This is a genomic window from Pseudomonas graminis (genome assembly GCF_004364335.1).
GTDB lineage: Bacteria > Pseudomonadota > Gammaproteobacteria > Pseudomonadales > Pseudomonadaceae > Aquipseudomonas > Aquipseudomonas graminis_D.
Genome location: NZ_SOCR01000014.1, coordinates 131626 through 154307 on the forward strand (window position 1 = coordinate 131626; position 22682 = coordinate 154307).

Consider the following 22682-nt stretch of genomic DNA (forward strand, 5'->3'; position numbering starts at 1 on the left):
TTGCGGGGGTTGAGGGGAATCTTCGGAACGCGTGCCTTTTATCCGCGCCAGAGATGCGCGGAGGGCTAAGGCGATATCGACTGTAGGAGCGTGGCTTGTCCCGCGATCGCGTGGGTCTGTGACGTAAATGTCGTCTGACACACCTTTCGCGGGCAAGCGCGCTCCTACAGGTCCGCGGTGGGATGAAATCTGCCTCAGGCTTTCGAGGCCTCGGGCGCCACCACTTCGCCGGCCACCACCACGGCCAGATCATCCAGATAAATGTCGCAACGGCGCAGCGGGATATCCAGGTGGCACGGGGTTTTGCGGGTGCCGCCGACTTCGGTGTTCGGCCCGGTTGAGAACAGGAAGTTGCCGTAGAACGCCCGGGCGTCCATGCACATGCCGTCGTTCTTGTCGTGCAGGCCCATGGCGGTCCACTGCGCCCGGGGTTGCAGGCCCCATCCGATGTGGGAAATGCCGTAGACCTCAGGGTCATTGAAGTACTTCAGGTAGTCGCGCAGGTACTCGGCTTCGAATCCACCGTGAATCCCGGTAATGAACCCCTTGTCGATCTCCAGCGTGATTTGCTCGCGGGAATAGGTTTTGAACGGCAGCACGATGTCGCCGACATCAATGACCAGCGTGCCCTCGGCCGTCTCTTCGTTGGGCCAGGAAAACAGGAAACCACTGGGCCAGTGATCCCAACGGCCCGGCTCGTCGGCGAAACCGTATTCGGTGACCGAAGGATATTGCCCCAGCTGCGCACGGAAATCGCTTCCGGACCGGGACTTCACCTGAATCGAGCGCGCCGCCTTCAGTACCTGTTCAGCGGCCAGCACCCGTTCCTTGTCCGCCACCGTCGGCAGCATCCGCGCCAGCACTTCCGGGGGTTCGACCGCCAGCAAAATCCGCGTGCCGGTCTTGAGGATCTGCTCCTGTTCCGGCGAGTGCAGCAGCATCATCGTGTCGACGATCAGGTCCGCCGCCTCCAGGGCTCGTTGCGCCGCAATGTTGCCGGTCAGCGCGGTGTCGCCGCAGTAGGCGGTCATGTCGTTGCCCATGGCTTTGGGGTGATTGAACGACGGCAGCTCCACCGCATACACCTTGGCGCCCAGGCGTTGGGCGGCGTCCATGGCGGCGCGCACCGTGCGCGCATCGGAGTAGTGGCTCTTGAGCACCGCCACGCTCTGGGTCGCGTCCACTTTCGACAGCTTCAGGACGTGCTCGAACATCTGGGTCAATTCGCAATCGCTAACCGGCATCTCTTCTCTCCTCTCGGGGGATGACCGGCCGGATGCACCATTGCAAGGCGTCGCGCATCAGACCGGTGCACTTTTTAAAGCGTACACACTTATTAAAAGTGATAAGACATCAATCCGGACGCAGCTGCAATAGGCACGCCACTGTGTTACCCGACCACACAGATCCCTGCATATAAGGGTTACAGAGGGTGACATGCCTGATTGCGACGTCGGCTGACGTTTCTGGAAATAACGGTTCACTTTTAAAAATATCAGCGTATACACTTTAAAAACCCAGCGACGGGACTGAAGGCTATCGCCTCGCCGTCATCCAGAACGCCTGTCATTCAGAGCTCATGAAACAAAAAGGAATGCGCGCCATGCCAACCACGCAAAAAATCGCCATCGTCGGATCCGGTCTGGGGGGCGCTGCGGCTGCGACGCTGTTGCAGAAAGCCGGTTTCCACGTCGACATCTACGAGCAGTCTCCCGCGTTTTCACGCATCGGTGCCGGGATCCACATGGGCCCGAACATCATGAAAATCTTCCGCCGAATGGGCATTGAGCAACAGCTGAGCGACATGGGTTCGCACCCGGATTTCTGGTTCAGCCGCGACGGTGCGACCGGCGATTACCTGTCGCGCATCGCACTGGGCGAGTTCTCCCTCAAGGAGTACGGCGCGGCCTACATCACCGTGCACCGCGGCGACTTGCACGCCCTGCAAATGTCGACACTGGCGCCCGGCAGCGTGCACTTCAGCAAATGCCTGACCACGCTGGAGGAGCGCGACAACGGCGTGCGCCTGAATTTTGCCGATGGCACCCACGCCGACGCCGACATCGTGATCGGCGCCGACGGCATCAATTCGAAGATTCGTGAAGAGCTGCTGGGCCAGGAAAAACCGCTGTACAGCGGCTGGGTCGCCCACCGCGCACTGATCCCCAGCGAGGTGCTGACCAAGTACAACCTGAATTTCGAGAACTGCGTGAAGTGGTGGAGCGAGGACCGTCACATGATGGTTTACCACACCACCGGCAAGCGCGATGAGTACTACTACGTCACCGGTGTGCCCCATGCGGCGTGGGATTTCGAGGGCAGTTGGGTCGACAGCAGCCGGGACGAAATGTACGAAGCGTTCGCCGGCTACCACCCCACCGTGCAGGCCCTGATCGAGTCCACCGACAGCGTGACCAAATGGCCGCTTCTCAACCGCAACCCACTGCCGTTGTGGAGTCGCGGCCGCCTTGTTTTGCTCGGCGATGCCTGCCACCCGATGAAGCCGCACATGGCCCAGGGCGCCGGCATGGCCATTGAAGACGCCGCGATGCTCACCCGCTGCCTGCAGGAAACCGGCCTCACCGATTACCGCACCGCGTTCCAGCTCTACGAAGCCAATCGCAAGGAGCGCGCCTCTCGCGTGCAAGCGGTTTCCAACGCCAACACTTGGCTGCGCACCCAGGAAGATCCGGCCTGGGTCTACGGTTACGACCTCTACGGCCAGGAACTGAAATCGGGGGTGGCGGCGTGAGCACATTCATTCATGGCGGCAACGTCCGGGCCAACGGCATCCGTCAACATTACCTGCGCTACGGCGGCGACACACACTCCGGCAAACCGGCGCTGATCCTGATTCCGGGCATTACCAGTCCGGCGATCACCTGGGGTTTCGTCGCCGAACGTCTGGGTCAGTCTTTCGACACCTACGTGCTGGATGCGCGCGGTCGCGGTCTTTCTTCCACCGGCCCGGATCTGGATTACAGCGTCGACACCTGCGCCGATGACATTGGGGCGTTCGCCGCCGCCATGGGCATCGACAGCTATCACCTGGCCGGTCACTCGATGGGCGCGCGTTTTGCCGTACGGGCGTCGATTCGTTGTCCCCAGGGCCTGAAAAGCCTGGTGCTGATCGATCCGCCGGTGTCCGGTCCGGGGCGTCGTGAATACCCGGCGAAGTTGCCCTGGTACGTCGATTCGATCCGCCAGTCGCAACAGGGCATGAGCGCGCAAGACATGCGCGCGTTCTGCTCGACCTGGACCGAGGAGCAACTGCAGCTGCGCGCCGAATGGCTGCACACCTGCTACGAACCGGCCATCGTCCGCGCCTTCAATGACTTCCACGACGTGGATTTCCATCACGACCTGCCGAACCTTCCGGTCCCTGCCCTGCTCATCGTCGCTGGCCGTGGGGGTGTGATTCAGGCGGAAGACGAAGCCGAAATCCGACAGTTGCAACCGAACATGCTGATCGCACGAGTGGAAAACGCCGGACACATGATTCCGTGGGACAACCTGCCGGGCTTCTTCGCCGCGTTCGGTGATTTCCTCGGCACGCCGCTGACCTGAGGCAGAGGATTACCGAACAGGCCTGAACCGGATTTATGTCCGGCGCTGCACCTGTAGGAGCGCGCTTGCCCGCGAAGGGATGCTCCAGACACATCACCGTCAACTGACCCGGCGCGTTTCGCGGGCAAGCGCGCTCCTACAGGTGTCCTGCGTTGACAAGAATTTCCGAGCTCAGGCCTGGGGTCCGTTCAGGATATTTTTTAGCGCGATGCAGAACCGACTTCAACCCTATTGACCGAGGTGAACGCAATGACCGACCCACAAAGCGCAGACGCCAACTATCAGGGCGTCTGGGGCAATCGCATAGGTTTTGGTGCGAAACCGGCCCTACTCATGATCGATTTCATGCAGGGCTACACCCAACCCGGCGCGCCTTTATATGCGCCCGGCGTGGTCAGTGCGGTGGCCGAAAGCGTCGAGCTGCTGGCCTGCGCGCGGGAACACGGCATCTTCGTGGTGCATACCAACATCCGCTATCACCCCACGCATTTCGCGGACGGCGGCATGTGGGTGAAAAAAGCGCCGGTGATGAAGGACATGGTCGAAGGCAACCCGCTTGCCGCGTTCTGCGAGGCCGTGCAGCCATTGCCCGAGGAGGTCGTCATCAGCAAGCAGTACGCGAGTTCGTTCTTCGGCACGTCACTGGCATCAATGCTGCACGCTCAAGGGATCGATACCGTCGTGCTGGCCGGTTGCTCCACCAGCGGCTGCATCCGGGCGACAGCGGTGGATGCCGTGCAGCACGGTTTCCGGACAATCGTGGTGCGCGAATGCGTGGGCGACCGACACCCCGATCCCCATGAAGCGAACCTGTTCGACATCGATAGCAAGTACGGGGATGTGGTCGGCAAGCAGGAAGCCATAGCGCAATTGCTGGCCGTGAGCTCCAAGCGGTAAGCCACAAGCTGCAAGTGAAGCGCGCGCGGTCCCCTCTTGCAGCTTGAGGCTTACCGCTTGCCGCTTCTTCCCCCATATGACAACACCGCAAACGCAGGCAAAATCAGCCGCCGCCGCGCTCACCGGTCGAAGAACCGCCAGGAGACACCCATGCCCTCTGCGAATGTAGAAACCTCCGCGAACTTAGCCGCGGACCCGATCAAAGCGCTGTACAGCAAGATCACCTGGAAGCTCATCCCCTTCCTGTGTTTCTGCTACCTGGCCGCTTACCTGGACCGCATCAACATCGGCTTCGCCAAGCTGCAGATGCTCGACCAGCTGCACTTCAGCGAGACAGCGTTCGGGCTCGGCGCCGGGCTGTTTTTCGTCGGCTATATCCTCTTCGAAGTGCCAAGCAACCTGGTGCTGGAAAAGGTCGGCGCGAAGATCTGGATCGCGCGGATCATGATCACCTGGGGGTTGCTGTCGTCCTGCACGCTGTTCGTCAGCACGCCGACGCAGTTTTACGTACTGCGGTTTCTGCTCGGCGCCGCTGAAGCGGGCTTTCTGCCGGGGGTGCTGTTTTACCTGACCACCTGGTTCCCGACCTACCGCCGTGGCCGCATCATCGCGTTGTTCATGATCGGCCTGCCGCTCTCCAGCGTCATCGGCGGCCCGCTGTCGGGCTGGATCATGGGCCATTTCGACCAGACCGCCGGCCTGCGTGGCTGGCAGTGGCTGTTCCTGATCGAAGGCATTCCCAGCGTGCTGCTCGGGGTGATGACGTTCTGGGCGCTGCCGAATAACCCGAAAGAAGCCAAATGGCTGAACAGCGCCGAACAGACGTTGCTGGAAGGCGAGCTGCGCCTGGACGACGTTGAGGGCAAGGACAGCAAGCACAGCTTTCGCGACGGTTTTTTCAATCTGAAAGTGTGGATGCTTGGCGGTATCGACTTCTCGATTCTGCTCAGCGCCTACGCCATGGGCTTCTGGATGCCGACGTTCATCAAGAACGCCGGGGTCACCGACACTTTCCACATCGGCGTGTTGACGGCACTGCCCAGCGTGGCGGCGCTGATCGGCATGCTGATGATCGGCGCCAGCTCCGACCGCCGTCGCGAACGGCGCTGGCACATCATCGTGCCGTTCTGGATCGGCGCGGTGGCCATGGCCGCCAGCCCATTCTTCACCCATAACGTGGTCGCGACCGTCGCGCTGTTTGCCGTCGCTTCAGCGGCGATCATTGGTGCCGTGCCGGTGTTCTTCAGCCTGCCGGCGACGTTCCTCAAAGGCCGGGCGGCGGCGACAGGTTTCGCATTGGCCTGCTCGCTGGCGAACGTTGCGGGGCTGGTGAGCAACTCGATGATGGGCATCGCCATCGACGTCACTGGCAGCAGCGCCGGGGCGTTGTGGTTCTTTGCCGGGTGCCTGATTCTGAGCAGCCTGCTGGTGGTGGCGCTGCCGGCGAAGCTGGTGAACAGATAATTCGCCCTGCTGGACGTAGATCCTGTAGGGGCCGGCTTGCTGGCGAATGTGGTGTTTCAGTGAATAAAATGTTGACTGAACCACAGCATTCGCCAGCAAGCCGGCTCCTACGTGGGAATTGTATTTTTCCAATAACAACGGTGGAAACCGCTCATGCAGGCGTTTGTGAAAAGCTGTGCCCTGGCCCTGACGCTGGGACTGTCCGCGCCCTCATTGCAGGCGGCGGAAAAGGTCATCTTCGACACCGATTTCAACGTGCTCAACGACGACGGCCAGGCCTTCATCATGCTGGCGCAACTGCACGCGCAAAAGCGCATCGACCTGCTGGGCATGACCCTCGTGAGTGGCAACGCGTGGGTTGATCAGGAGCAGGTCGATGCACTGAAGGCGGTCGAGCGCATGGGCGTGGAAAAGGACATCGGCGTGTACTCCGGCGCGGCATACCCGCTGCTGCACGACTTCGCCACCTATGAACAGGAAAAAGCCCTGTTCGGCGCAGGCTGGCCGGGAGCGTTCAAGAGCCCCCGCCCCACCGCTGCCTCGCAGTTGGTCGCGCCACCGGACGGGCTTGCCACACACACTGCGTTGCGCAGCGAATCCGCCGCGCAGTTCATCGTCGACAGCGTGAAGAAAAACCCCCACGAGGTGACCATTCTCGCCGTTGGCCCGCTGACCAACATCGCTCTGGCGATTCGCAGCGCGCCGGAAATCGTGCCGCTGATCAAACGCATCGTGTACATGGGCGGCGCCATCGAGATTCCCGGCAACACGACGCCAGCGGCGGAATTCAACTGGTGGTTCGACCCCGAGGCCGCAAAAATCGTCCTGCGCTCGCCCATCGAGCACGTGATTTTCCCCAACGATGTCTGCGAAAAAGTCATCTTCGACGCCTCGATCTACCAGCGCATCGTCGCCAGCAAAGGCGTGATTCCCGACCTGTACAAAGCGGTGCTGGGGCCTGAGTTCGACAAGGACCCGAACCATCACAGCTTCACTTGGGACAGCCTGCCCGCGCTGTACCTGGTTCATCCGGAACTGGTCACCGAGTCCAAAGACCTGTGGGTCGACGTCGACGCCCACTTCGGACCGGATTACGGCCGCTCCATCGGCTACAAGAAGGGCGCGCCCGTCGGCACACAGAAGGCGAAAGTGGTGTTCGCCGTGGACCAGAAGAAGTTCTGGGACGCGTACGTGAATCTGGTCACTCTGCCTGCGCCGGTCAAACGCTGATCGCCTCGGTTCGCGACGATGATATGAAAGGGCCCAACCGGCTGTGAGCAGGATCAGCCGATCAGGGCAATCAGCTGTTGCCGCTGGGGGTCGGTGAGCAGCGGCCCTCTGGCTGCCTCGGCGTTTTCCTTCATGTATTTGGGGTTGCCCGTACCGGGAATCGCGCAGGTCACCGCAGGGTGTGAGATCAGAAACTTCAGCGCCAGTTGCGCCCAGCTCCTGGCCTGAACTTCCCCCGCCCAGCCCGGCAGCGGCGTGTTGCGCAATCGCCCGAGCAGACCGCCGCCGCCGAACGGCCGATTGCAGATCACCGCCACCCCTCGCTCACGGCACAGCGGCAGCAGCCGCGTCTCGACCGCCCGATCGTCCATCGCGTAATTGATCTGCAGAAAATCGAACGCCTCGGCTTTCAGCGCAGCTTCCACCTCGGCGTAGGCCGATGGGGTGTAGTGCGTCAGACCGATGTAACGAATGCGCCCTTCTTCTTTCCACTGACGCAACGTCGGCAGGTGAGTTTTCCAGTCCAGCAGGTTGTGTATCTGCATGAGGTCGATGCGCTGGGTCTGCTGCAGCCCAAACGAAGCTTCCATCTGGGCGATGCCTTCGTCGCGTCCCCGGGTCCAGACCTTGGTCGCCAGGAACGCTGGCGATGACGGCTGATGAATCGCCAGCAACTCACCAGTGGTTTCCTCGGCGCGACCGTACATTGGCGAACTGTCGATCACCGTGCCGCCGGCCTGGAACAACTGGTCCACCACGGCGGGCAGCAGTTTGTAGGCGTCGCTGCCGGGCTCGACATCGAACCCGCGATACGTGCCGAGGCCGACCATCGGCAACGCTTCCCCGCTGGATGGAATGTCTCGCGTGAGCATATTCCGCTCTCCTGGTTGACCGGGCGATGCGCCGGGTTGTGGCGGTTCGGATGCTGCGGCGACGGCGCCGGAGTCAGCGACCGCTGCGTCAAAAACCAACGCCGCCGAGGCACTCGCCGCCAGCGTGAGCAATCGTCTGCGGGTAAGCAGATTTGGGTCGGTCACGGGCATGTCTCCGGGTCGGGCTGACGTGAGCACACAGTGATTGATCGACCCCTCGCGTGCGCCGTCGGTTCAAGTCTGTACGACCATCTGCGCAGATCACGGGAACGCTGGTCCGCGCGATGCGTCACAACTGCATCTTGAACACTGGAGCACACGAAATGAAAACCGTCATTACCCTGAATGAACTCGCCAACACCGACCTGCGCCCCTACACCGAAATCTGGCTGACCTCGCCAACCGCGGTTCGCGAACCTGGCCACACCGACGACGAACTGTGTCTGTGGCGCGCCAACCAAGTCTTCTCCCACGACATGCTCAGCGAAGGCACCCATGGCCAGAACGTCATGCCGGTCTGGCTGGTGGTGGACGACATTGACGACTCGGAGCAGGTCCTCAACGTTGAAACCCAGGCACGTGAACGCCTGCTGACGGCCGGGCTGGAGGGGGAGTTTTATCCGGCGGAAGTGGGCGAGCGGACGGATGGGGTGAAGTAATCTGATGGAGCTTCGGTGCAACTGACGCATACCTTAGATGTTTCAACGCGGTCCGTAGGAGCCGGCTTGCTGGAGAACGCGGTGGGTCAATCACCGTTGCAGTGACTGAATCCATGGGTTCGCCAGCAAGCCGGCTCCTACAAATCCCGGTTTGATCCTACATGCCAGGCGCACCTGAAATCGTCGGCAAACCGTCACTTTCCGCCCGTCTGCTCATTGCTTCAGCGCGTCATAGGCTTCCAGCGCGTGCATCGAATAGACGTACGCAGCGCCTGCGTTCAACGAGATTGCCGTAGCCAGGGCGGCGGCGACTAGACTGCGCCGAAACACCGTCAGTCTCCGTCAGCCACGGCGCGGCGACTTGCCCGTCTGGCTCATTCTTTCGTCCGAAAGTCGCCTATGAACGCCATCGATACGCTCAACAATATCTATGGCTAACTCAAAGGCTTCAAGCCGGCGGCGTGGCACCCAGGCGCTTCCACATCGATTTGGTCAGACGCTGGGTGTGCTTGTAACCAGCCCACGGATCAGCTTTCAGCTTGCGCAATCGCTGCTGCAAATTGGCGATATTCCACTGCGCCGACGACTTCACCTCGGTCAGCTCATCACGGCTGATCGGCACCGACACCGGCAGCCCCGGCCGCGCCCTTGCCGAGTAGGCCACCACGGTACTGGCGCCCCGGCTGTTACGCAGGTAATCGATGAAGATCTTGCCGACCCGATTCTTCGGCCCAGACGTGGCGGTAAATCGCTCGGGCAACTCCCGGGACATGAATTGCGCCAGCGCCTTGGCGAACGCCTTGACCGACTCCCAATCGGCCCGGCGCGCCAGCGGCACGACAATGTGCATGCCTTTGCCGCCGCTGGTCTTGACGTACGCATCCAGGCCCAGCTCGTCGAGGGTCGACAGCGTCAGTTGCGTGGCTTCGATCATGCTGCGCCAGGGCAACTGGTCGTCCGGGTCGAGATCGAGGACGAAGTGGTCCGGCAGCTCGATCTGATCGTAGGTCGCGCCCCAGGTGTGCAGTTCGATGGTGCCCATCTGCGCCGCACCGACCAGCGCCTTAACGCTGTCGATCTCCATCAGACGCGCGTGGCCGGGGTCGAGCTTGGGGTCCAGCTGCTTGATGTTGGGGATCGCCATGCGCTCGGAATGCTTCTGGAAAAACTGCTCGCCTTCCACGCCTTCGGGGCAACGCAACAGCGCCACGGGACGGTGGTCGAGGTGCGGCAGAATCCAGTCAGCCACCGACTCGTAATACTGCGCCAGCTCGATCTTGTGCGAACCGCTCTCTGCGTCGATCACCCGCTCGGGGTGGCTGACCATCACGCCGGCGACATCGATGCGGTCCTTGCCTGCACGTTTGCTGACCGGTTTGGGTTTCTCGGCTGAAGCATCGTCGCTGGTCGCGGATTTTGGGCTCGACGCTTTGGCCTTGGCGGCGCTGGGCTTGAACGGTGCCTTGATGTCTTTCGGCGTCCTGGGGTATTCGTGAACCACGTCGCTGGCCGGCTTGTCGCTGCGCAACGAGACAAACGCCGAGTGACGAATGATGCCGTCGCGGGTCCATTCGCCGAACTCGACTTCCGCCACCAATGTCGGCTTGATCCAGTGCACGCCCCTGGCCTGAGCGCTGGTCACCTTTTTCTCCAGTGGCGACGCGTCCTGTTCCAGCGGCTTCATCCGCTCAAGCAAGTCGCCCAGCATCTGCTGATTGAAGCCGGTGCCGACCCGACCGGCATACACGAGGCCGGCGCCCTCCTCGTTCACCGCCAGCAACAGCGCGCCAAAACCATTGCGTGCGCCCTGGGGTTTGGTGAAGCCTACGACCACGAACTCCTGGCGCAGCTTGCACTTGAGCTTGATCCAGTCGGCATTACGTTTGGATTGATACACGCTCCCGGCACGCTTGCCGATCACCCCTTCGAGGGACATCAGGCTCGCGCTTTCGATGATGTCGCGATGGCCGGCGGAGAAGGCTTCAGAGAACCGCAGCAAACCCTTTTTCTGTCGCCCCAGCACTTTCTTCAACGCAGCGCGACGCTCTTCGACGGGCGTTTCGCGCAGGTCTTCCCCATTCAGGAACGGCACGTCAAACAGGTAATAAATGATGTCCATGCTGCGGTCGATGTCGAACGCATTCTGCAGCGCCTGGAAATCCGGCAGCCCGGCGTCGTTGAGCACCACAACTTCGCCGTCCAGCCAGGTGTTGTCCAGTTTCAGATCGCCAATGGCCTTGGCCTGCAACGGCAGGCGCTCGGTCCAGTCATTGCCGTTGCGGGTGAAGAACTTCACCTCGCCGTCGATGATGCGGGTCAGGATCCGGTAACCGTCGTACTTGATTTCATAGAGCCATTTGCCTTCTGGCGGAGCGTCCATCAGCGTCGCCAACTGCGGTGAGAGCTTGGCCGGCACGCCGCTCTTTTTGGGCGAAGGCGTCTTCGCTTTTTTTGCCGAAGGCTTTTTTGCGGGCTTCTTCGCGGCGGAGGTGTCGGCAACAGCCTCAGACGCTGCCGATTGACGTTTCGCACCCTTGGCCGGCTTGCGTCCCTCGCCCACCGTCGCGCCACTGACCACGCTTTCCGGCTTGTCGACGACGATGTCGTATTCCTCGCCAGCGCGTACGGCATCGTCCTTTTCCTTGATCAACAGCCACTGCTCCTTGTCGCTGTTGCCCGGCAACCGGGTGCGCACCAACGCCCAGTCGCCGGTGAGCTTTTCGCCGATCAGCGTGAATTTGAGTTTGCCGGCCTTGTAGGTTTCCTGCGGGTCGCCGTGGGGCTGCCAGATGCCGCGATCCCAGACGATGACATCGCCGGCACCGTATTCGCCCTCGGGAATGCTGCCCTCGAAGCTGCCGTAGCCAAGCGGGTGGTCTTCGACGTGCACCGCCAGGCGCTTGTTTTTCGGGTCCAGACTCGGACCCTTCGGCACCGCCCAACTTTTCAGCGTGCCGTCCAGTTCGAGGCGAAAGTCGTAATGCAGATTGCGCGCATCGTGCTTGTGAATGACGAAACTCAGCGCCTTGCCTTTTTTGCTTCGCGTCTGGCCCTCGCCTTCGGCCGGCTCGGACGTGACATCGAAGTTGCGCTTGCGGGTGTATTCACTCACAGGTTTTGTCATGACGATGAACCTCTGCGCATTGGAACGGTGCATCTTTTAACGCTACAACACGACACGCGTTCAAGAGGCCTTGGTGGTCTTCTTCCGAGGGGGAGCACGGCGCTTGGCCGGCGCATCGCCCTTGGACTCGGCTTTGCTTTTGCTCGCCGGTTTGGCTTTGGCAGGCGCCGCCTTCGCAGCAGCGCCGCGACCGCCCAGGCTGCGCTTGAGCAGTTCGGTCAGGTCGATGACATCGGCCGACTTGCGCTCAGTGTCGCCAGCATCCGTCTCGACGTTCTCGATCTTGCCTTCGCGGGCCTTGGTTTCCACCAGCGACATGATCTGGTCCTGAAAGGTATCGCGGTATTCTTCGGCGTCCGGCGTCCACTCGGTGCTCATGTCCTTGATCAGCCGCTTGGCCATGTCCAGCTCGCTTTTGCTGAGCTTGACGTCGGTCGCTTCCTTGGGCAGCTCAAGGGTGTCGAGGCCGCGCACTTCCGAGGGCCAGCGCAGCAGCACGAGCACGATCGCCGACTCCAGCGGCATCACCGCCGCCAGGTGCTGACTGGTGCGGATCACCACATGGGCCAGCGCGACTTTTCCAGTGTCGACCAGCGCCTGGCGCAATAGCGCATAGACCTTTTCGCCGCGCTTGTCCGGTGCCAGGAAGTACGGCGTGTCGATGTGCTGGAGCGGAATCTGGTCGCTGTCGACGAAGCCGAAGATGTCGATGGTCTGGGTCGATTTCGGGTGCGCCGAGCGAATTTCATCCTCGCTGATGACGACGTATCGCCCCTTCTCGTACTGCACGCCCTTGACGATGTTTTCTTTATTGATCTCCTTGCCGGAGACCTTGTTGATGCGCTTGTAACCGACCGGGTCCATGCTGCGCTTGTCCAGCCAGTCGAAATCGACACCCTGGCGGGACGTCGCCGACACCAGCGCCACAGGAATATGCACCAGCCCAAAACTGATCGCGCCTTTCCAGATTGCCCGAGGCATAGTTTTTATATCCGATGGGGTGTGAGAGGGGTGTGTGTAAGCAGTGACCGAAGCGCAGCCGGAAAAGTTTCGGCCGAGCGACCGGAACGTCGCTATTGTCGTGGGCCGCACGGCTTTGGTGCGAGTAAGGCGTCCGGCCGCATTCGCACTGATCAACCCTGCACTATTCCCCTGCCGCCCCTTCTTAACGCAACGAAAAAGCGTTAACCTCCCGCCACTCCTTCTGCACGCCGCAACAGAGCCGTATCTGCCAGGCCTGCGACCTCTACGGTATTCCCATGACGTCCATTTCTCCCGCAAGCCACGGCGCCACGATGACCAAGGGCCTGGCGATGCTGTTCGCGTTCTGCTGCGGCGCGATCGTGGCCAACCTGTACTACGCCCAGCCCATCATTGGCTTGATTGCGCCGGACATCGGCCTCTCCGGCACCCTGGCCAGCTTCATCGTATCGTTGACCCAGGTCGGCTATGCCCTCGGCCTGTTCTTCCTCGTGCCGCTGGGCGACTTGCTGGAAAACCGTCGGCTGATGATCGTCACCACCGGCGTGGCCATTCTCAGTCTGCTCAGTGCCGCGTTCGCACAAACGCCCAATCTGTTCCTGATCGCTTCGTTGCTGGTGGGTTTCAGTTCGGTGGCGGTGCAGATTCTGGTGCCGCTGGCTGCCAACCTCGCGCCAGAAGAAACACGCGGGCGCGTGGTCGGCAGCATCATGGGAGGCCTGCTGCTGGGGATTCTGCTGGCCAGGCCCGCTGCCAGCCTGATCGCCGACCACTTCGGCTGGCGCGCGGTGTTCGGCACGGCCGCCGTGGTGATGCTGCTGATCAGCGTGGTGCTGGCGACCACCATTCCGAAACATCAGCCCGCCCACAGCGCCACCTATGGCCAGTTGCTCAAATCGTTATGGACCCTCCTGCGCAAACAGCCGGTCCTGCGCCAGCGCGCCTTTTATCAGGCGTGCATGTTCGCCACCTTCAGCCTGTTCTGGACCGCCGTGCCACTGGAACTGGCGCGCAATCATGGCCTGTCGCAAAGCCAGATCGCCCTCTTCGCCCTGGTCGGGGCCATCGGCGCCATCGCCGCGCCCATCGCCGGCCGCCTGGCCGATGCCGGCCACACCCGCGTCGCCAGCCTGTGCGCGATGCTGTTCGCCGCACTGAGCTTTCTGCCCAGCCTGATCGAACCGGCATACGCCGTGATCGGCATGGCAGTCACCGGGGTCATCCTCGATTTCTGCGTGCAGATGAACATGGTCCTCGGCCAGCGCGCGGTCTACGCCCTCGACGCCAAAAGCCGCAGCCGACTTAACGCGCTGTATATGACCAGCATCTTTATTGGTGGCGCGATTGGCTCAGTGGTGGCCAGCGCGCTGTATGACCAAGGTGGCTGGGTCTGGATTGTGATCGTGGGGAGCGTATTTCCGGTGTTGGCGTTGTTGGTTTTTCTGCGGAACTCCCGTTCTTGAGTCTGGGTGCTCGGTAGAACGGGACATCGCGAGGGTCAGATGCTCAGGCCATTAACGTAAGCCACTGATCGCAGCCCAGTAAAAAACCGCCGATTCGGCGGTTTTCTTGTGAAGAGTCAACCCCTGAATCCAGCCATCGGGCCGGCGGGTTCAAGATCTCTATCAATTTCGAGCGCTACGCGCAGAAAATGAAGCTGAGCTTGGGCATACTCCGCAGCACGCTTGTGCGCTTCGGCACTGAATTCCGTCATTTCCCGAATCTTGGCCTTGCGTTTCTTAATGTTCATGAGCACCTACCTGCTTTGGTCCTGGCGGATTTCTCGACCGTTTGATTAACCAGTTCGCGCGCTTTTGACTTGAGAACCTGATGGCGCAGATCAGTCCCCTTTCCCTGCCTCCTCATTGCCACATTCACCGCGTACCAAAGCAGCAAATGATGACGAAGGCATACGGCCTTCTTGCGGTACATATTTATAGCAATCGAATAAATCTACGTGAGTGCCGGCGCCCGCTGGGTTAATCAGCAGCCTTGCTCTTCAACTCGCTCTGAAGCCAGTGCTTCAAGTCGGCCACTTCAGCCGTTGTAATCGTATGCCCTGCCCCGGCGTAGGTATGAAACTCGGGAACGATCAGCAAATTCTCAAGCACTGCCTTGGCGTCGGTCGCGCCCGAGTAAGCCACGCGGGTGTCGGCCGAGCCGTGGCCGATGAACACTTTCAGCGGCTTCAGGCGCTCTTCGGGTTTCAGGCGTGAATGGAGGGACGCGAGAATCTTGCCGCTCAGGGGTGCGATGCCGTGCACCAGTTCCGGGTATTGCAGGCCGATCTGGTAGCTCATCATCGCGCCCTGGCTGAAGCCGACGAGAATCACTTTGTCGGGCTGGGTCTGGTATTTCTCGGTGGCCTGCTGAATGAAGGTGCGCAGCAGGTCAGTGCTTTTGTCGACATCGCTGGTCACGCCTTCGTATTCGGCCTGATCGGTGTCCTGGGTGAACCACTTGTAGCCCCCTCCGTCGACTTCCTGTGGCGCACGCACGGAGAGGTAGGTGTAACTTGGGGAGAGATCGTTTTTGATATCGAGCAGGTCGCGCTCGTCGCTGCCGTAGCCGTGCAGGAAAATGATCAGCGGTTTGTCTTTGGATTCAGCGGGCGCCGCGGCCAGGTACGGCAGGGCAAGATCGGTGAGCAGCGCGGGTTCTGCCTGGGCCATGCCGGTGAACACACACAGCAGCGCGGCGAAAAACTTCATCATGAGCGTGAGCCTTTTTCCGAAAAACGTCGGGCTCATCATACGCAGCATGTCGCGAATGTCAGCCCGTCAGTGACCGGGCGGAGCTGTCGGGGGGCTGTACGGCGGCGGGTTTTCATGTTGGTCAGACATGGGGAGTACGCATAGGCTCGAAGCACAACGGAACGGCTCAACACCCGCTGCGGTCTAGGAATAAGCACATCAGTCCGTCGCCGAACCAAGGAGCACCCGTGAATATTTTCGAAGCCCTGAGAGAGAGTCATGACCGGCAACGCGGCTATGCCGATGCCTTGATCCAAACCCATGGCGACAGCGAGGAGCGTGTCGAGGTCTACAAACAGCTGAAAGCTGAACTGCAGGCCCACGAAACCGCCGAAGAGCGCTTCTTCTATATCCCGTTGATGCAGTTCGACAACGGCGTCGACCTCAGTCGCCATGCCATTTCCGAGCACCATGAAATGGACGAAATGATGGAAGAGCTCGACGAAACCGAGATGTCCAGCCCGTCATGGATGGCCACGGCCAAGAAGCTGTCGGAGAAGGTTCATCACCACCTGAAGGAAGAAGAGCAGAAGTTCTTCCAGTCAGCGGGCAAACTGCTGGACGACACGCAGAAGCAATCGCTGGCCCGTGAGTATCACAAGGAGTATGAGGAGCAATTGGCTAAAGCCTAAGCCGCTCTGAATGCTCAAAGCCCCGAATTTTCGGGGCTTTTTTTTGGCTGCGTTTTTTGCCGCGTTTGTTCACGATGCGGTATTTGTGGTGAAGAGCGGTTGGGAGCGGGTTTGGCGGAGTGCGCAAGAAGTTGCGCACCTGTTTGTTGAAAATGGAAGGGTTAATGCTCTGCAGCCCCCGTCTTTTGTGGCATGTAGGCGAGTGCGCAAGAAGTTGCACAGCGGTGCGCAACTTCTTGCGCACTGTTTCTGGGTTCTCTGGTTTGGCGTTCGCCCAAACCTTCTGTTTTATTTCTTAAGTCGTTGATTTTATTTGGCTAATTAGCAGCTGGCACAGCCCTTGATATCTCCGTGCCCCCCGGATTGGCATTCACGCCTTCTCGGATGGTTTTTTGAGCACGGAGAGCATCGTTGGCCACCCCCTTATATCTGCCCGTTGGTGGCGAGAAACGCGAATCTCAAGTAGCGATCGTTCCACTTGATCTGATTCAGCTAGAAGACGTTGGTGCCGGTGCGGCGAACGTTGACGCATGGTTACAGGAAATGAGCGGCGGGGTCGTGACGCTCGACCGCATCAAAAGCGCGGCTGCGGTTCTGCCGGTGGTGGGCAACGTCATGGCGCTGGTGGATGCGCTGAATGACATCGCCACGCTCTCTAAAAGTCCGGAGCGTGATCTTCTGGATTGGGTCAGCCTCGGCATCAATCTGATCGGGATGATGCCATTCCCCTCCACCATGGCAGCCGCGCGCATGAGCCTGCGGCCAATGCTGTTTCTGGTGCGTCAGGAGATGCGTCGGACCGGCAAGGCGGTGTTGGGCGATGCACTGATCGAGATTCTGATCGGGCACCTCAATGCCGATATCGTCGGTACGCTTGATGACTTCGTCACACAGGCGCAGGGCAAGCTCCCCGGGATCCTCGATGGCGCGGGCGCGCTGGGCGAAAGCGTACTTATCGAGATCGCCGACGGCCTTGAGAAGGTGGCTGAGGTTGCGGTCGGCGTCAAAACGGTAGTCGGCAACCTTGACGCCGAGAGCAATATCAATGAGGCGGTACACCTGATCAGCGTCTCCCGCGATCAGTGGGCCTACGACCCCAAAGCGTCGATTGGCAACATGTTCGCAGCGGTTGCCGAGCTGTACATCGCCGCAGGCAAAGACAAGGTCAATGACGTCGTCGAGACTCTGCTGCCCGAGGCACTGGAGGAAAAGGTCCGAGTTCATGCCGACTCGTTGCGCGCTATGGGCAAAGACCTCAGGACTCAGATAAATCGTCTGGCGGATCCAGAGGTTCAGAACTCCATTGGTTTGTTGCTGCAGACACTGGCTGGCGCGGTTGTCAGTTGGCGGACGCGCAATGACCATGGGCAAGCCTTCAATATCAAACCGGGGGTGGTTAATCAGGCCAGGCGCCAGGCCGGCGAAGGGAAGTTGGAGGCGGTTGGTTTCGAGAAGCCTGCGAAAGCCCGGCCTAACAAGCGGAAAAACTGTAAGTGTGCATGTCCTTGTGAGTGTGCCTGCGGGTCGACGGCCAACAGCATCAGTTTTGCGATGGGCTCCGAGTCGGTCAGTCATACCGATTTCAGTCTGCCGGGGCCGTTTCCGATTGAGTGGACGCGGACCTATTGTTCGAGTCTGAATGCCTACGATCAGGACGTTATCGGCGCGCGTTGGATCACGCCGTTTACCACGCGCTTCGATCTCGTCGGTGACGGTCTGGTCTTCCACGACGCCGATGGCCGTAGCCATGAATTCCCTCTTCCCAAGGTCAAGCTGTTTCACTTCAACGCCATTGAAAATCTGACCGTCATTCGCCTCAGCAAGGACCGTTTGGTTCTGATGCGCGGGCTTGAGCACAGGGAAACCTATGTTCGTCGGGGTGATCGTTTTGTACTGATCAACAAGGTTTTGCCCGACGGCGCCGGGGTGATGCTGCATTACGAGCATCGACACGGTGAACATTCGGTGCTCTCCGAGTTGGTCACTTACTCGGAGAAAGACGTCAATAAAGTCCATCTTCGCCTTGGCACGTTGATTGACGGTCAGGGGCGGCTGACCGGTCTTTGGGAAATACGTGACGGCGACGTCAAACGCCAACTGTGTGCGTATCAGTACGATGATGCTGGCGATCTTGTTCTGGCTCAGGACGAGAATGGCGCTGCTTGGCGCTACCAGTATCAAAATCACCTGATTACTCGTTACACCGACCGAACCAATCGTGGTTTGAACCTGCAATGGCAGGGCTCCGGTCCCGACGCCAAAGCCATTCGCGAATGGGCTGACGACGGCAACTTCGATACCCGACTGGCGTGGGACGAAAACATTCGTCTTACCTACGTCAATGACGCTTTGGGCCACGAAACCCGGCACTACTACGACAGCCTCGGCTACACCTATCGCATCTGCCATGCCGATGGCCGTTCGGAATGGTTCTTCCGCGATGCGGCGAAGAACATCATTCGCCATGTGCACACCGACGGGAGCACCGATCGTTATCGCTACGACAAGCTCAGCAATCTGACCGAACACACCCGCGCTGATCACAGCGTGATGAATTACGGCTATGACGACAAAAGCCACCTAATCAAGATCAGCGATAGCGAAGGCGGGTTGTGGAAACGGAACTATGACCATCGCGGAAATCTTGTCGAAGCGATTGATCCGTTAGAGAACATCACCGAATACGCCTACAACACATTCGGGCTTCCTACAGCGATCAAGGACGCCAACGGTAATACCAGGTCGTTGGCCTACAACGACGCCGGACAACTCGTTAAGTACACCGACTGCTCGGGCAAGGTGAGCGCTTGGGAGTACGACGATCGCGGGCAGATGATCCGCTTCATCGATCCGGCAGGCCACAGCACCACGTATGAATACAAAGCCGGTCAACTGGTACTGATCAAGCACCCCGACAAGACCGAAGAACGGTTCAGTCGCGACGCCGAAGGTCGGTTGCTGGCCCATTCCGATGGCCTCGAACGCTGCACCACCTGGCGCTACACCGCTGCGGGTTTTATTGCCAAACGCGTTGATGCTGCCGAACAAACCCTGCGCTATCGCTGGGACAAACTCGGCCGCCTCGTCGCGCTGGAAAACGAAAACGAGCGGCGCGCGCACTTTCATTACGACCCTGTGGGCAGGCTGCTGGAAGAGCGCGGCTTCGACGGTCGCTCGACCCGCTATCAGTACGATCCCGAGACCGGTCGGCTGGCTCAAACGATCAACGGCCAGCGCACCATAGCGCTGACCTTCGATCCCGTGGGCCGCCTGACCGAGCGCCGCGCCACGCTTGGAGAGAAATCCCAAAGCGAAACCTTTGCCTACGACGGCAATGGCCATCTGGTCATGGCGACCAATGCCGTCAGCAAGCTGCAATGGTTCCACGACCCGGCGGGCAACCTGCTGCGCGAGCACCAGCATTATTCAAATCTGGATAAACCACTGGTTGCCGTCTGGCAGCACGAGTACGACGCTCTCAATAACCGCGTCGCGACCATTCGCCCTGACGGTCATCGCGTCAGCTGGCTCACCTATGGCAGTGGTCATCTGTTGGGGCTGAAGCTCGACGAGCACGAACTGCTCAGTTACGAACGCGATGATCTGCATCGCGAAGTCGCTCGCCATCAAGGGAATCAGCTCCTACAAACCCAAAACTGGGATCCGGCGGGACGCCTCCAAGAACAACTCCTAGGCCGAGTAGACGACAAATCCACGCTCATCAAACGCGCCTACACCAACGACGCCGCCGGCCAACTCACCGACATCAACGACAGCCGTCGCGGTCCATTGAGTTACCGCTACGACCCAGTCAGTCGCCTGCTCAGCGCCACCAGTCGTCTGGGCACCGAAACCTTCGCCTTCGACCCTGCCAGCAACCTGCTCGACGACAGCGCCGCGCCCATCCGCCGCCCACTCGACCCCGAATCTGTCCGCCATAAACTCGTGGACAACCTGCTGCGCGACTACGCCGGCAATCACTACGAATACGACGAGCGCGGTAACCAGACAGAGCGCTGGACCAACGGTTTGCGCAGCGAACTGCACTGGGACCTCTTCGATCGTCTGGTTCACTTCCGCGATCCACGTCTGACTGTGGACTTCGGCTACGACCCCCTCGGACGCCGCCTCTACAAATTCTCGAAAGCCCACTACCGCCCGCGCCCGGGAGCTGGCACCGGCTGGAACGAAAACGAACACGCCTGCAAGGAACGCGAGTTAGGCTGCGGCTTCACGCTATACGGCTGGGACGGCGACAACCTCGCCTGGGAAAGCAGCCCGCCACCATACGCTGGCGCCCTTGGGCGCACGGTGCATTACATCCACGAACCCGGCACCTTCGTTCCCGTGGCCCAAGCCATCCGCCACGAAACCATCCGCCTCGTAAGCCAACCGACCTACGAAGGCCGCTACAACTTCAAAGAAGACCCGCTCTGGAACTACAAACCGCTCCCGCTGCCGATAGACGTGCTCTCCTGGTACCAATGCGACCACCTCGGCACCCCTCAGGAAATCACCGACCAAAACGGCAACACCGCCTGGAGCGCGCAATACAAAGCCTGGGGCGAAGCGCAGGAACAGCGTTCTGAATTCGCCCAACAAGTTGGCCTGACCAACCCGATCCGGTTCCAGGGCCAGTACCACGATCACGAAACCGGCCTGCACTACAACCGCCATCGGTACTATGATCCTAGAGTTGGGCGGTTTATCAGCAAGGATCCGATTGAACTTGCTGGTGGTTTGAATCTGTATGCGTATGCACCGAACCCATGTGAATGGGTTGATCCTCTCGGACTGATTTCATGCGGGTTGACGGGCAACGATGTAGGGGACGCTAGCAATCTGCCTGTGATAAACAAGGGAAGTAAGGAATGGAAAACGGCCACCGAAAGCATAAAAAAAGGTGGAAAAACAAACTTCAGGGTGCCAGATCAGGCGACAGGCGAGAGGCTACTGAAGGATGCTAAGGGAGAGATGGTGAATTACGATACTTATACAACCCAGCGTTATAAAAAAGGTTTCGAACGCCATCCCAACGAAGCACATACCGACAACGCTCCTGAGAATAACCTTCCTCACATTAAATGGAAAGACTGGAGTGCGGGCAAAAAAACAGGCGGAGCAGGGCACATATTCCATGAATAAAGACGCTTATATTTTTGATGTCGACACATACCCTATCGCTTGGCGATTTAATTCTAATGATTGCCTACTGTCTGACCAGGAAAAGGGAAGCATTGTTTTGTTTAATGAACCCCAGTCACAACGGCTCTGGGATGCATTTGTTCCTACGAAAAACCTGATGGAGCTAAATAGTAAGAATTTCAAGCGCCATGAAAAATCCACACTAAGTTTTTCTGACAGTGCTGATTCAGCCGATTTCTTCAAGTTTAGATTACGTGAGGTTGGCTTTATTTGGTTTTTCTGGGGTGGACGCGCAGCGGCGGTAGTACCTAAGGATATTTTTATAAAAGCCTGGGACGATTTCTTCTACCCATCGGATGAAGACTCCCTTCTGCTAATGGTCAATAGCTCGAAGGCCATATATTCTTTTGAAGACACGTTTTTTTATGGCGATTTACTGAGCCCTGACACGGGCCTTGATGACGAAAATTTCCTTAGCTAAGGGGCTGACCCCTTTGATACTTAAACTCTTTAAGCTCACCATACAAAGCCAGGAACTTCACTTGCTTAACATCTGATCACAACACAATCAACTTTCAACCTATGAGATATTGCATGCTTACCTATAAACTCGCCTTCAACTTCTGTACAGCCTGCGCCCTGCCCCTCGCCCTGCTCTCGGGCTCAGCCATGACGCAAACTGAATCTGGAACAGATCTAGTCCGTCAGCTAGACAATGCGGTGATGAGCTAAAGGGGACGGACTCCTTTAACACTAAACATGAGCGGGTCGACATTGACATTATAACCGGTAAGGCTTTCGTGGAGTAAATATATGTTCAATAGCTACCTAGATAACGCGCAATCCTACATTGGCCTGGAACGGCATTTATATGAGTTATTTTATTCGGAGGCGCAGGAGCACGGACTGGACGCTGGCAAATTTAAAGTGCCGTACTGCAACACGAAATTTTCGGATGGGACGCCGTGTCAAGACGGCAATCCAATATTCTCTACAAAAAATGAAAGCAATGGTCAAATTCTAAGAATAGTGCTTGATGAGGATATCGACACGTTGGTGTCGTATCATGACAAAGAAATGAACCGTGAACTCGTCCTATTAGGAAAAGTGGCTTTACTGGATGAAATCAAAAAAGAAATGTGTAAATGGATTAGATCTCAATAATCAAACTTGAATATAGACGTCGCAGTCACGGAATGGAACTGACCTGGAGAGTTAAAGGGAACTCCCCCTTTGACTCCCAGAGGAATTTAGTATGCGGATATAGCTGATCATGGGCGATAGTGCATGAAAGATTGTATCCTTGATAGCGAATCATCAAACCGACACCGATATCTACGGAGATCGCATAATCAAAC

General features: G+C 59.1%; 17 protein-coding genes and 1 pseudogene. 11 read left to right on the forward strand and 7 right to left on the reverse strand.

Features of this window, described 5'->3' with window-relative positions:
* Positions 1-194: 194 nt before the first annotated feature.
* Complete coding sequence (locus EC919_RS23635) at positions 195-1244, reverse strand: 2,5-dihydroxypyridine 5,6-dioxygenase (protein ID WP_133776724.1); 1050 nt, start codon at positions 1242-1244, stop codon at positions 195-197.
* A 359-nt stretch (positions 1245-1603) separates the two neighbouring features.
* On the opposite strand from EC919_RS23635, the gene EC919_RS23640 reads away from it, so the two are divergent.
* The 5 genes from EC919_RS23640 to EC919_RS23660 all read left to right on the forward strand — a co-directional run bounded on the left by EC919_RS23640 (position 1604) and on the right by EC919_RS23660 (position 7158).
* The gene (locus tag EC919_RS23640) at positions 1604-2752 is read left to right on the forward strand and encodes an FAD-dependent monooxygenase (RefSeq protein ID WP_133776725.1); all 1149 of its coding nucleotides are present in this window, start codon (positions 1604-1606) and stop codon (positions 2750-2752) included.
* Positions 2749-3567, forward strand: coding sequence for an alpha/beta fold hydrolase (locus EC919_RS23645; protein ID WP_133776726.1), 819 nt, complete (start codon positions 2749-2751; stop codon positions 3565-3567). Before EC919_RS23640 ends, EC919_RS23645 begins: the two co-directional genes overlap by 4 nt.
* 249 nt (positions 3568-3816) lie before the next feature.
* Positions 3817-4464: an N-carbamoylsarcosine amidohydrolase gene (locus tag EC919_RS23650; protein WP_133776727.1), complete on the forward strand. Its 648-nt coding sequence runs from the start codon at positions 3817-3819 to the stop codon at positions 4462-4464.
* Positions 4465-4614: 150 nt separating this feature from the next.
* Complete coding sequence (locus EC919_RS23655; RefSeq protein WP_133776728.1) at positions 4615-5928, forward strand: MFS transporter; 1314 nt, start codon at positions 4615-4617, stop codon at positions 5926-5928.
* Between the two features lie 153 nt (positions 5929-6081).
* Positions 6082-7158, forward strand: a complete 1077-nt coding sequence (locus EC919_RS23660; protein WP_133776729.1) for a nucleoside hydrolase — start codon at positions 6082-6084, stop codon at positions 7156-7158.
* 53 nt (positions 7159-7211) lie between these two features.
* Here EC919_RS23660 and EC919_RS23665 read toward each other — a convergent pair whose 3' ends face one another.
* The gene (locus tag EC919_RS23665; RefSeq protein ID WP_133776730.1) at positions 7212-8201 is read right to left on the reverse strand and encodes an aldo/keto reductase; all 990 of its coding nucleotides are present in this window, start codon (positions 8199-8201) and stop codon (positions 7212-7214) included.
* Positions 8202-8353: 152 nt separating this feature from the next.
* Between EC919_RS23665 and EC919_RS23670 the strand changes: the two genes are divergently transcribed.
* Complete coding sequence (locus tag EC919_RS23670) at positions 8354-8689, forward strand: hypothetical protein (protein ID WP_133776731.1); 336 nt, start codon at positions 8354-8356, stop codon at positions 8687-8689.
* A gap of 213 nt (positions 8690-8902) precedes the next feature.
* Here the strand turns inward: EC919_RS23670 and EC919_RS23675 are convergent.
* The 3 genes and pseudogenes from EC919_RS23675 to EC919_RS23685 form a co-directional block, all read right to left on the reverse strand.
* Positions 8903-9001: pseudogene (locus tag EC919_RS23675) on the reverse strand (carboxymuconolactone decarboxylase family protein); the annotation flags it as partial.
* 136 nt (positions 9002-9137) lie between these two features.
* The gene (gene ligD / locus EC919_RS23680; protein ID WP_133776732.1) at positions 9138-11813 is read right to left on the reverse strand and encodes a DNA ligase D; all 2676 of its coding nucleotides are present in this window, start codon (positions 11811-11813) and stop codon (positions 9138-9140) included.
* A gap of 60 nt (positions 11814-11873) precedes the next feature.
* Positions 11874-12794, reverse strand: coding sequence for a Ku protein (locus EC919_RS23685; protein ID WP_133776733.1), 921 nt, complete (start codon positions 12792-12794; stop codon positions 11874-11876).
* Between the two features lie 278 nt (positions 12795-13072).
* Between EC919_RS23685 and EC919_RS23690 the strand changes: the two genes are divergently transcribed.
* Positions 13073-14257, forward strand: coding sequence for an MFS transporter (locus tag EC919_RS23690; RefSeq protein ID WP_133776734.1), 1185 nt, complete (start codon positions 13073-13075; stop codon positions 14255-14257).
* Between the two features lie 116 nt (positions 14258-14373).
* Here the strand turns inward: EC919_RS23690 and EC919_RS27225 are convergent, their stop codons facing one another.
* Entirely contained in the window at positions 14374-14544 is a 171-nt protein-coding gene (locus EC919_RS27225) for a hypothetical protein (RefSeq protein WP_166650618.1), read from the reverse strand.
* 229 nt (positions 14545-14773) lie between these two features.
* A complete protein-coding gene (locus EC919_RS23695) occupies positions 14774-15508 on the reverse strand; it encodes an alpha/beta hydrolase (protein ID WP_133776735.1) in 735 nt (244 codons plus the stop codon).
* A gap of 227 nt (positions 15509-15735) precedes the next feature.
* Here EC919_RS23695 and EC919_RS23700 point away from each other — a divergent pair, with 227 nt between their 5' ends.
* From EC919_RS23700 to EC919_RS23715, 4 genes are all read left to right on the forward strand, one after another.
* Entirely contained in the window at positions 15736-16179 is a 444-nt protein-coding gene (locus EC919_RS23700; RefSeq protein ID WP_133776736.1) for a hemerythrin domain-containing protein, read from the forward strand.
* Between the two features lie 543 nt (positions 16180-16722).
* The gene (locus EC919_RS23705) at positions 16723-21324 is read left to right on the forward strand and encodes an RHS repeat-associated core domain-containing protein (protein WP_243842325.1); all 4602 of its coding nucleotides are present in this window, start codon (positions 16723-16725) and stop codon (positions 21322-21324) included.
* Positions 21317-21805, forward strand: a complete 489-nt coding sequence (locus EC919_RS27490; RefSeq protein WP_243842323.1) for a hypothetical protein — start codon at positions 21317-21319, stop codon at positions 21803-21805. Before EC919_RS23705 ends, EC919_RS27490 begins: the two co-directional genes overlap by 8 nt.
* Before the next feature lie 332 nt (positions 21806-22137).
* Entirely contained in the window at positions 22138-22488 is a 351-nt protein-coding gene (locus EC919_RS23715; protein ID WP_133776737.1) for a hypothetical protein, read from the forward strand.
* Positions 22489-22682: the final 194 nt, after the last annotated feature.

Coding starts and splice junctions, on each gene's coding strand:
- ligD (WP_133776732.1), bottom strand. CDS start 11,813: ATGACAAAACCTGTGAGTGAATACACCCGCAAGCGCAACTTCGATGTC.
- EC919_RS23670 (WP_133776731.1), top strand. CDS start 8,354: ATGAAAACCGTCATTACCCTGAATGAACTCGCCAACACCGACCTGCGC.
- EC919_RS27225 (WP_166650618.1), bottom strand. CDS start 14,544: ATGAACATTAAGAAACGCAAGGCCAAGATTCGGGAAATGACGGAATTC.
- EC919_RS23715 (WP_133776737.1), top strand. CDS start 22,138: ATGTTCAATAGCTACCTAGATAACGCGCAATCCTACATTGGCCTGGAA.
- EC919_RS23660 (WP_133776729.1), top strand. CDS start 6,082: ATGCAGGCGTTTGTGAAAAGCTGTGCCCTGGCCCTGACGCTGGGACTG.
- EC919_RS23635 (WP_133776724.1), bottom strand. CDS start 1,244: ATGCCGGTTAGCGATTGCGAATTGACCCAGATGTTCGAGCACGTCCTG.
- EC919_RS23690 (WP_133776734.1), top strand. CDS start 13,073: ATGACGTCCATTTCTCCCGCAAGCCACGGCGCCACGATGACCAAGGGC.
- EC919_RS23655 (WP_133776728.1), top strand. CDS start 4,615: ATGCCCTCTGCGAATGTAGAAACCTCCGCGAACTTAGCCGCGGACCCG.
- EC919_RS23640 (WP_133776725.1), top strand. CDS start 1,604: ATGCCAACCACGCAAAAAATCGCCATCGTCGGATCCGGTCTGGGGGGC.
- EC919_RS23650 (WP_133776727.1), top strand. CDS start 3,817: ATGACCGACCCACAAAGCGCAGACGCCAACTATCAGGGCGTCTGGGGC.
- EC919_RS23695 (WP_133776735.1), bottom strand. CDS start 15,508: ATGATGAAGTTTTTCGCCGCGCTGCTGTGTGTGTTCACCGGCATGGCC.
- EC919_RS23665 (WP_133776730.1), bottom strand. CDS start 8,201: ATGCCCGTGACCGACCCAAATCTGCTTACCCGCAGACGATTGCTCACG.
- EC919_RS27490 (WP_243842323.1), top strand. CDS start 21,317: ATGAATAAAGACGCTTATATTTTTGATGTCGACACATACCCTATCGCT.
- EC919_RS23685 (WP_133776733.1), bottom strand. CDS start 12,794: ATGCCTCGGGCAATCTGGAAAGGCGCGATCAGTTTTGGGCTGGTGCAT.
- EC919_RS23705 (WP_243842325.1), top strand. CDS start 16,723: ATGAGCGGCGGGGTCGTGACGCTCGACCGCATCAAAAGCGCGGCTGCG.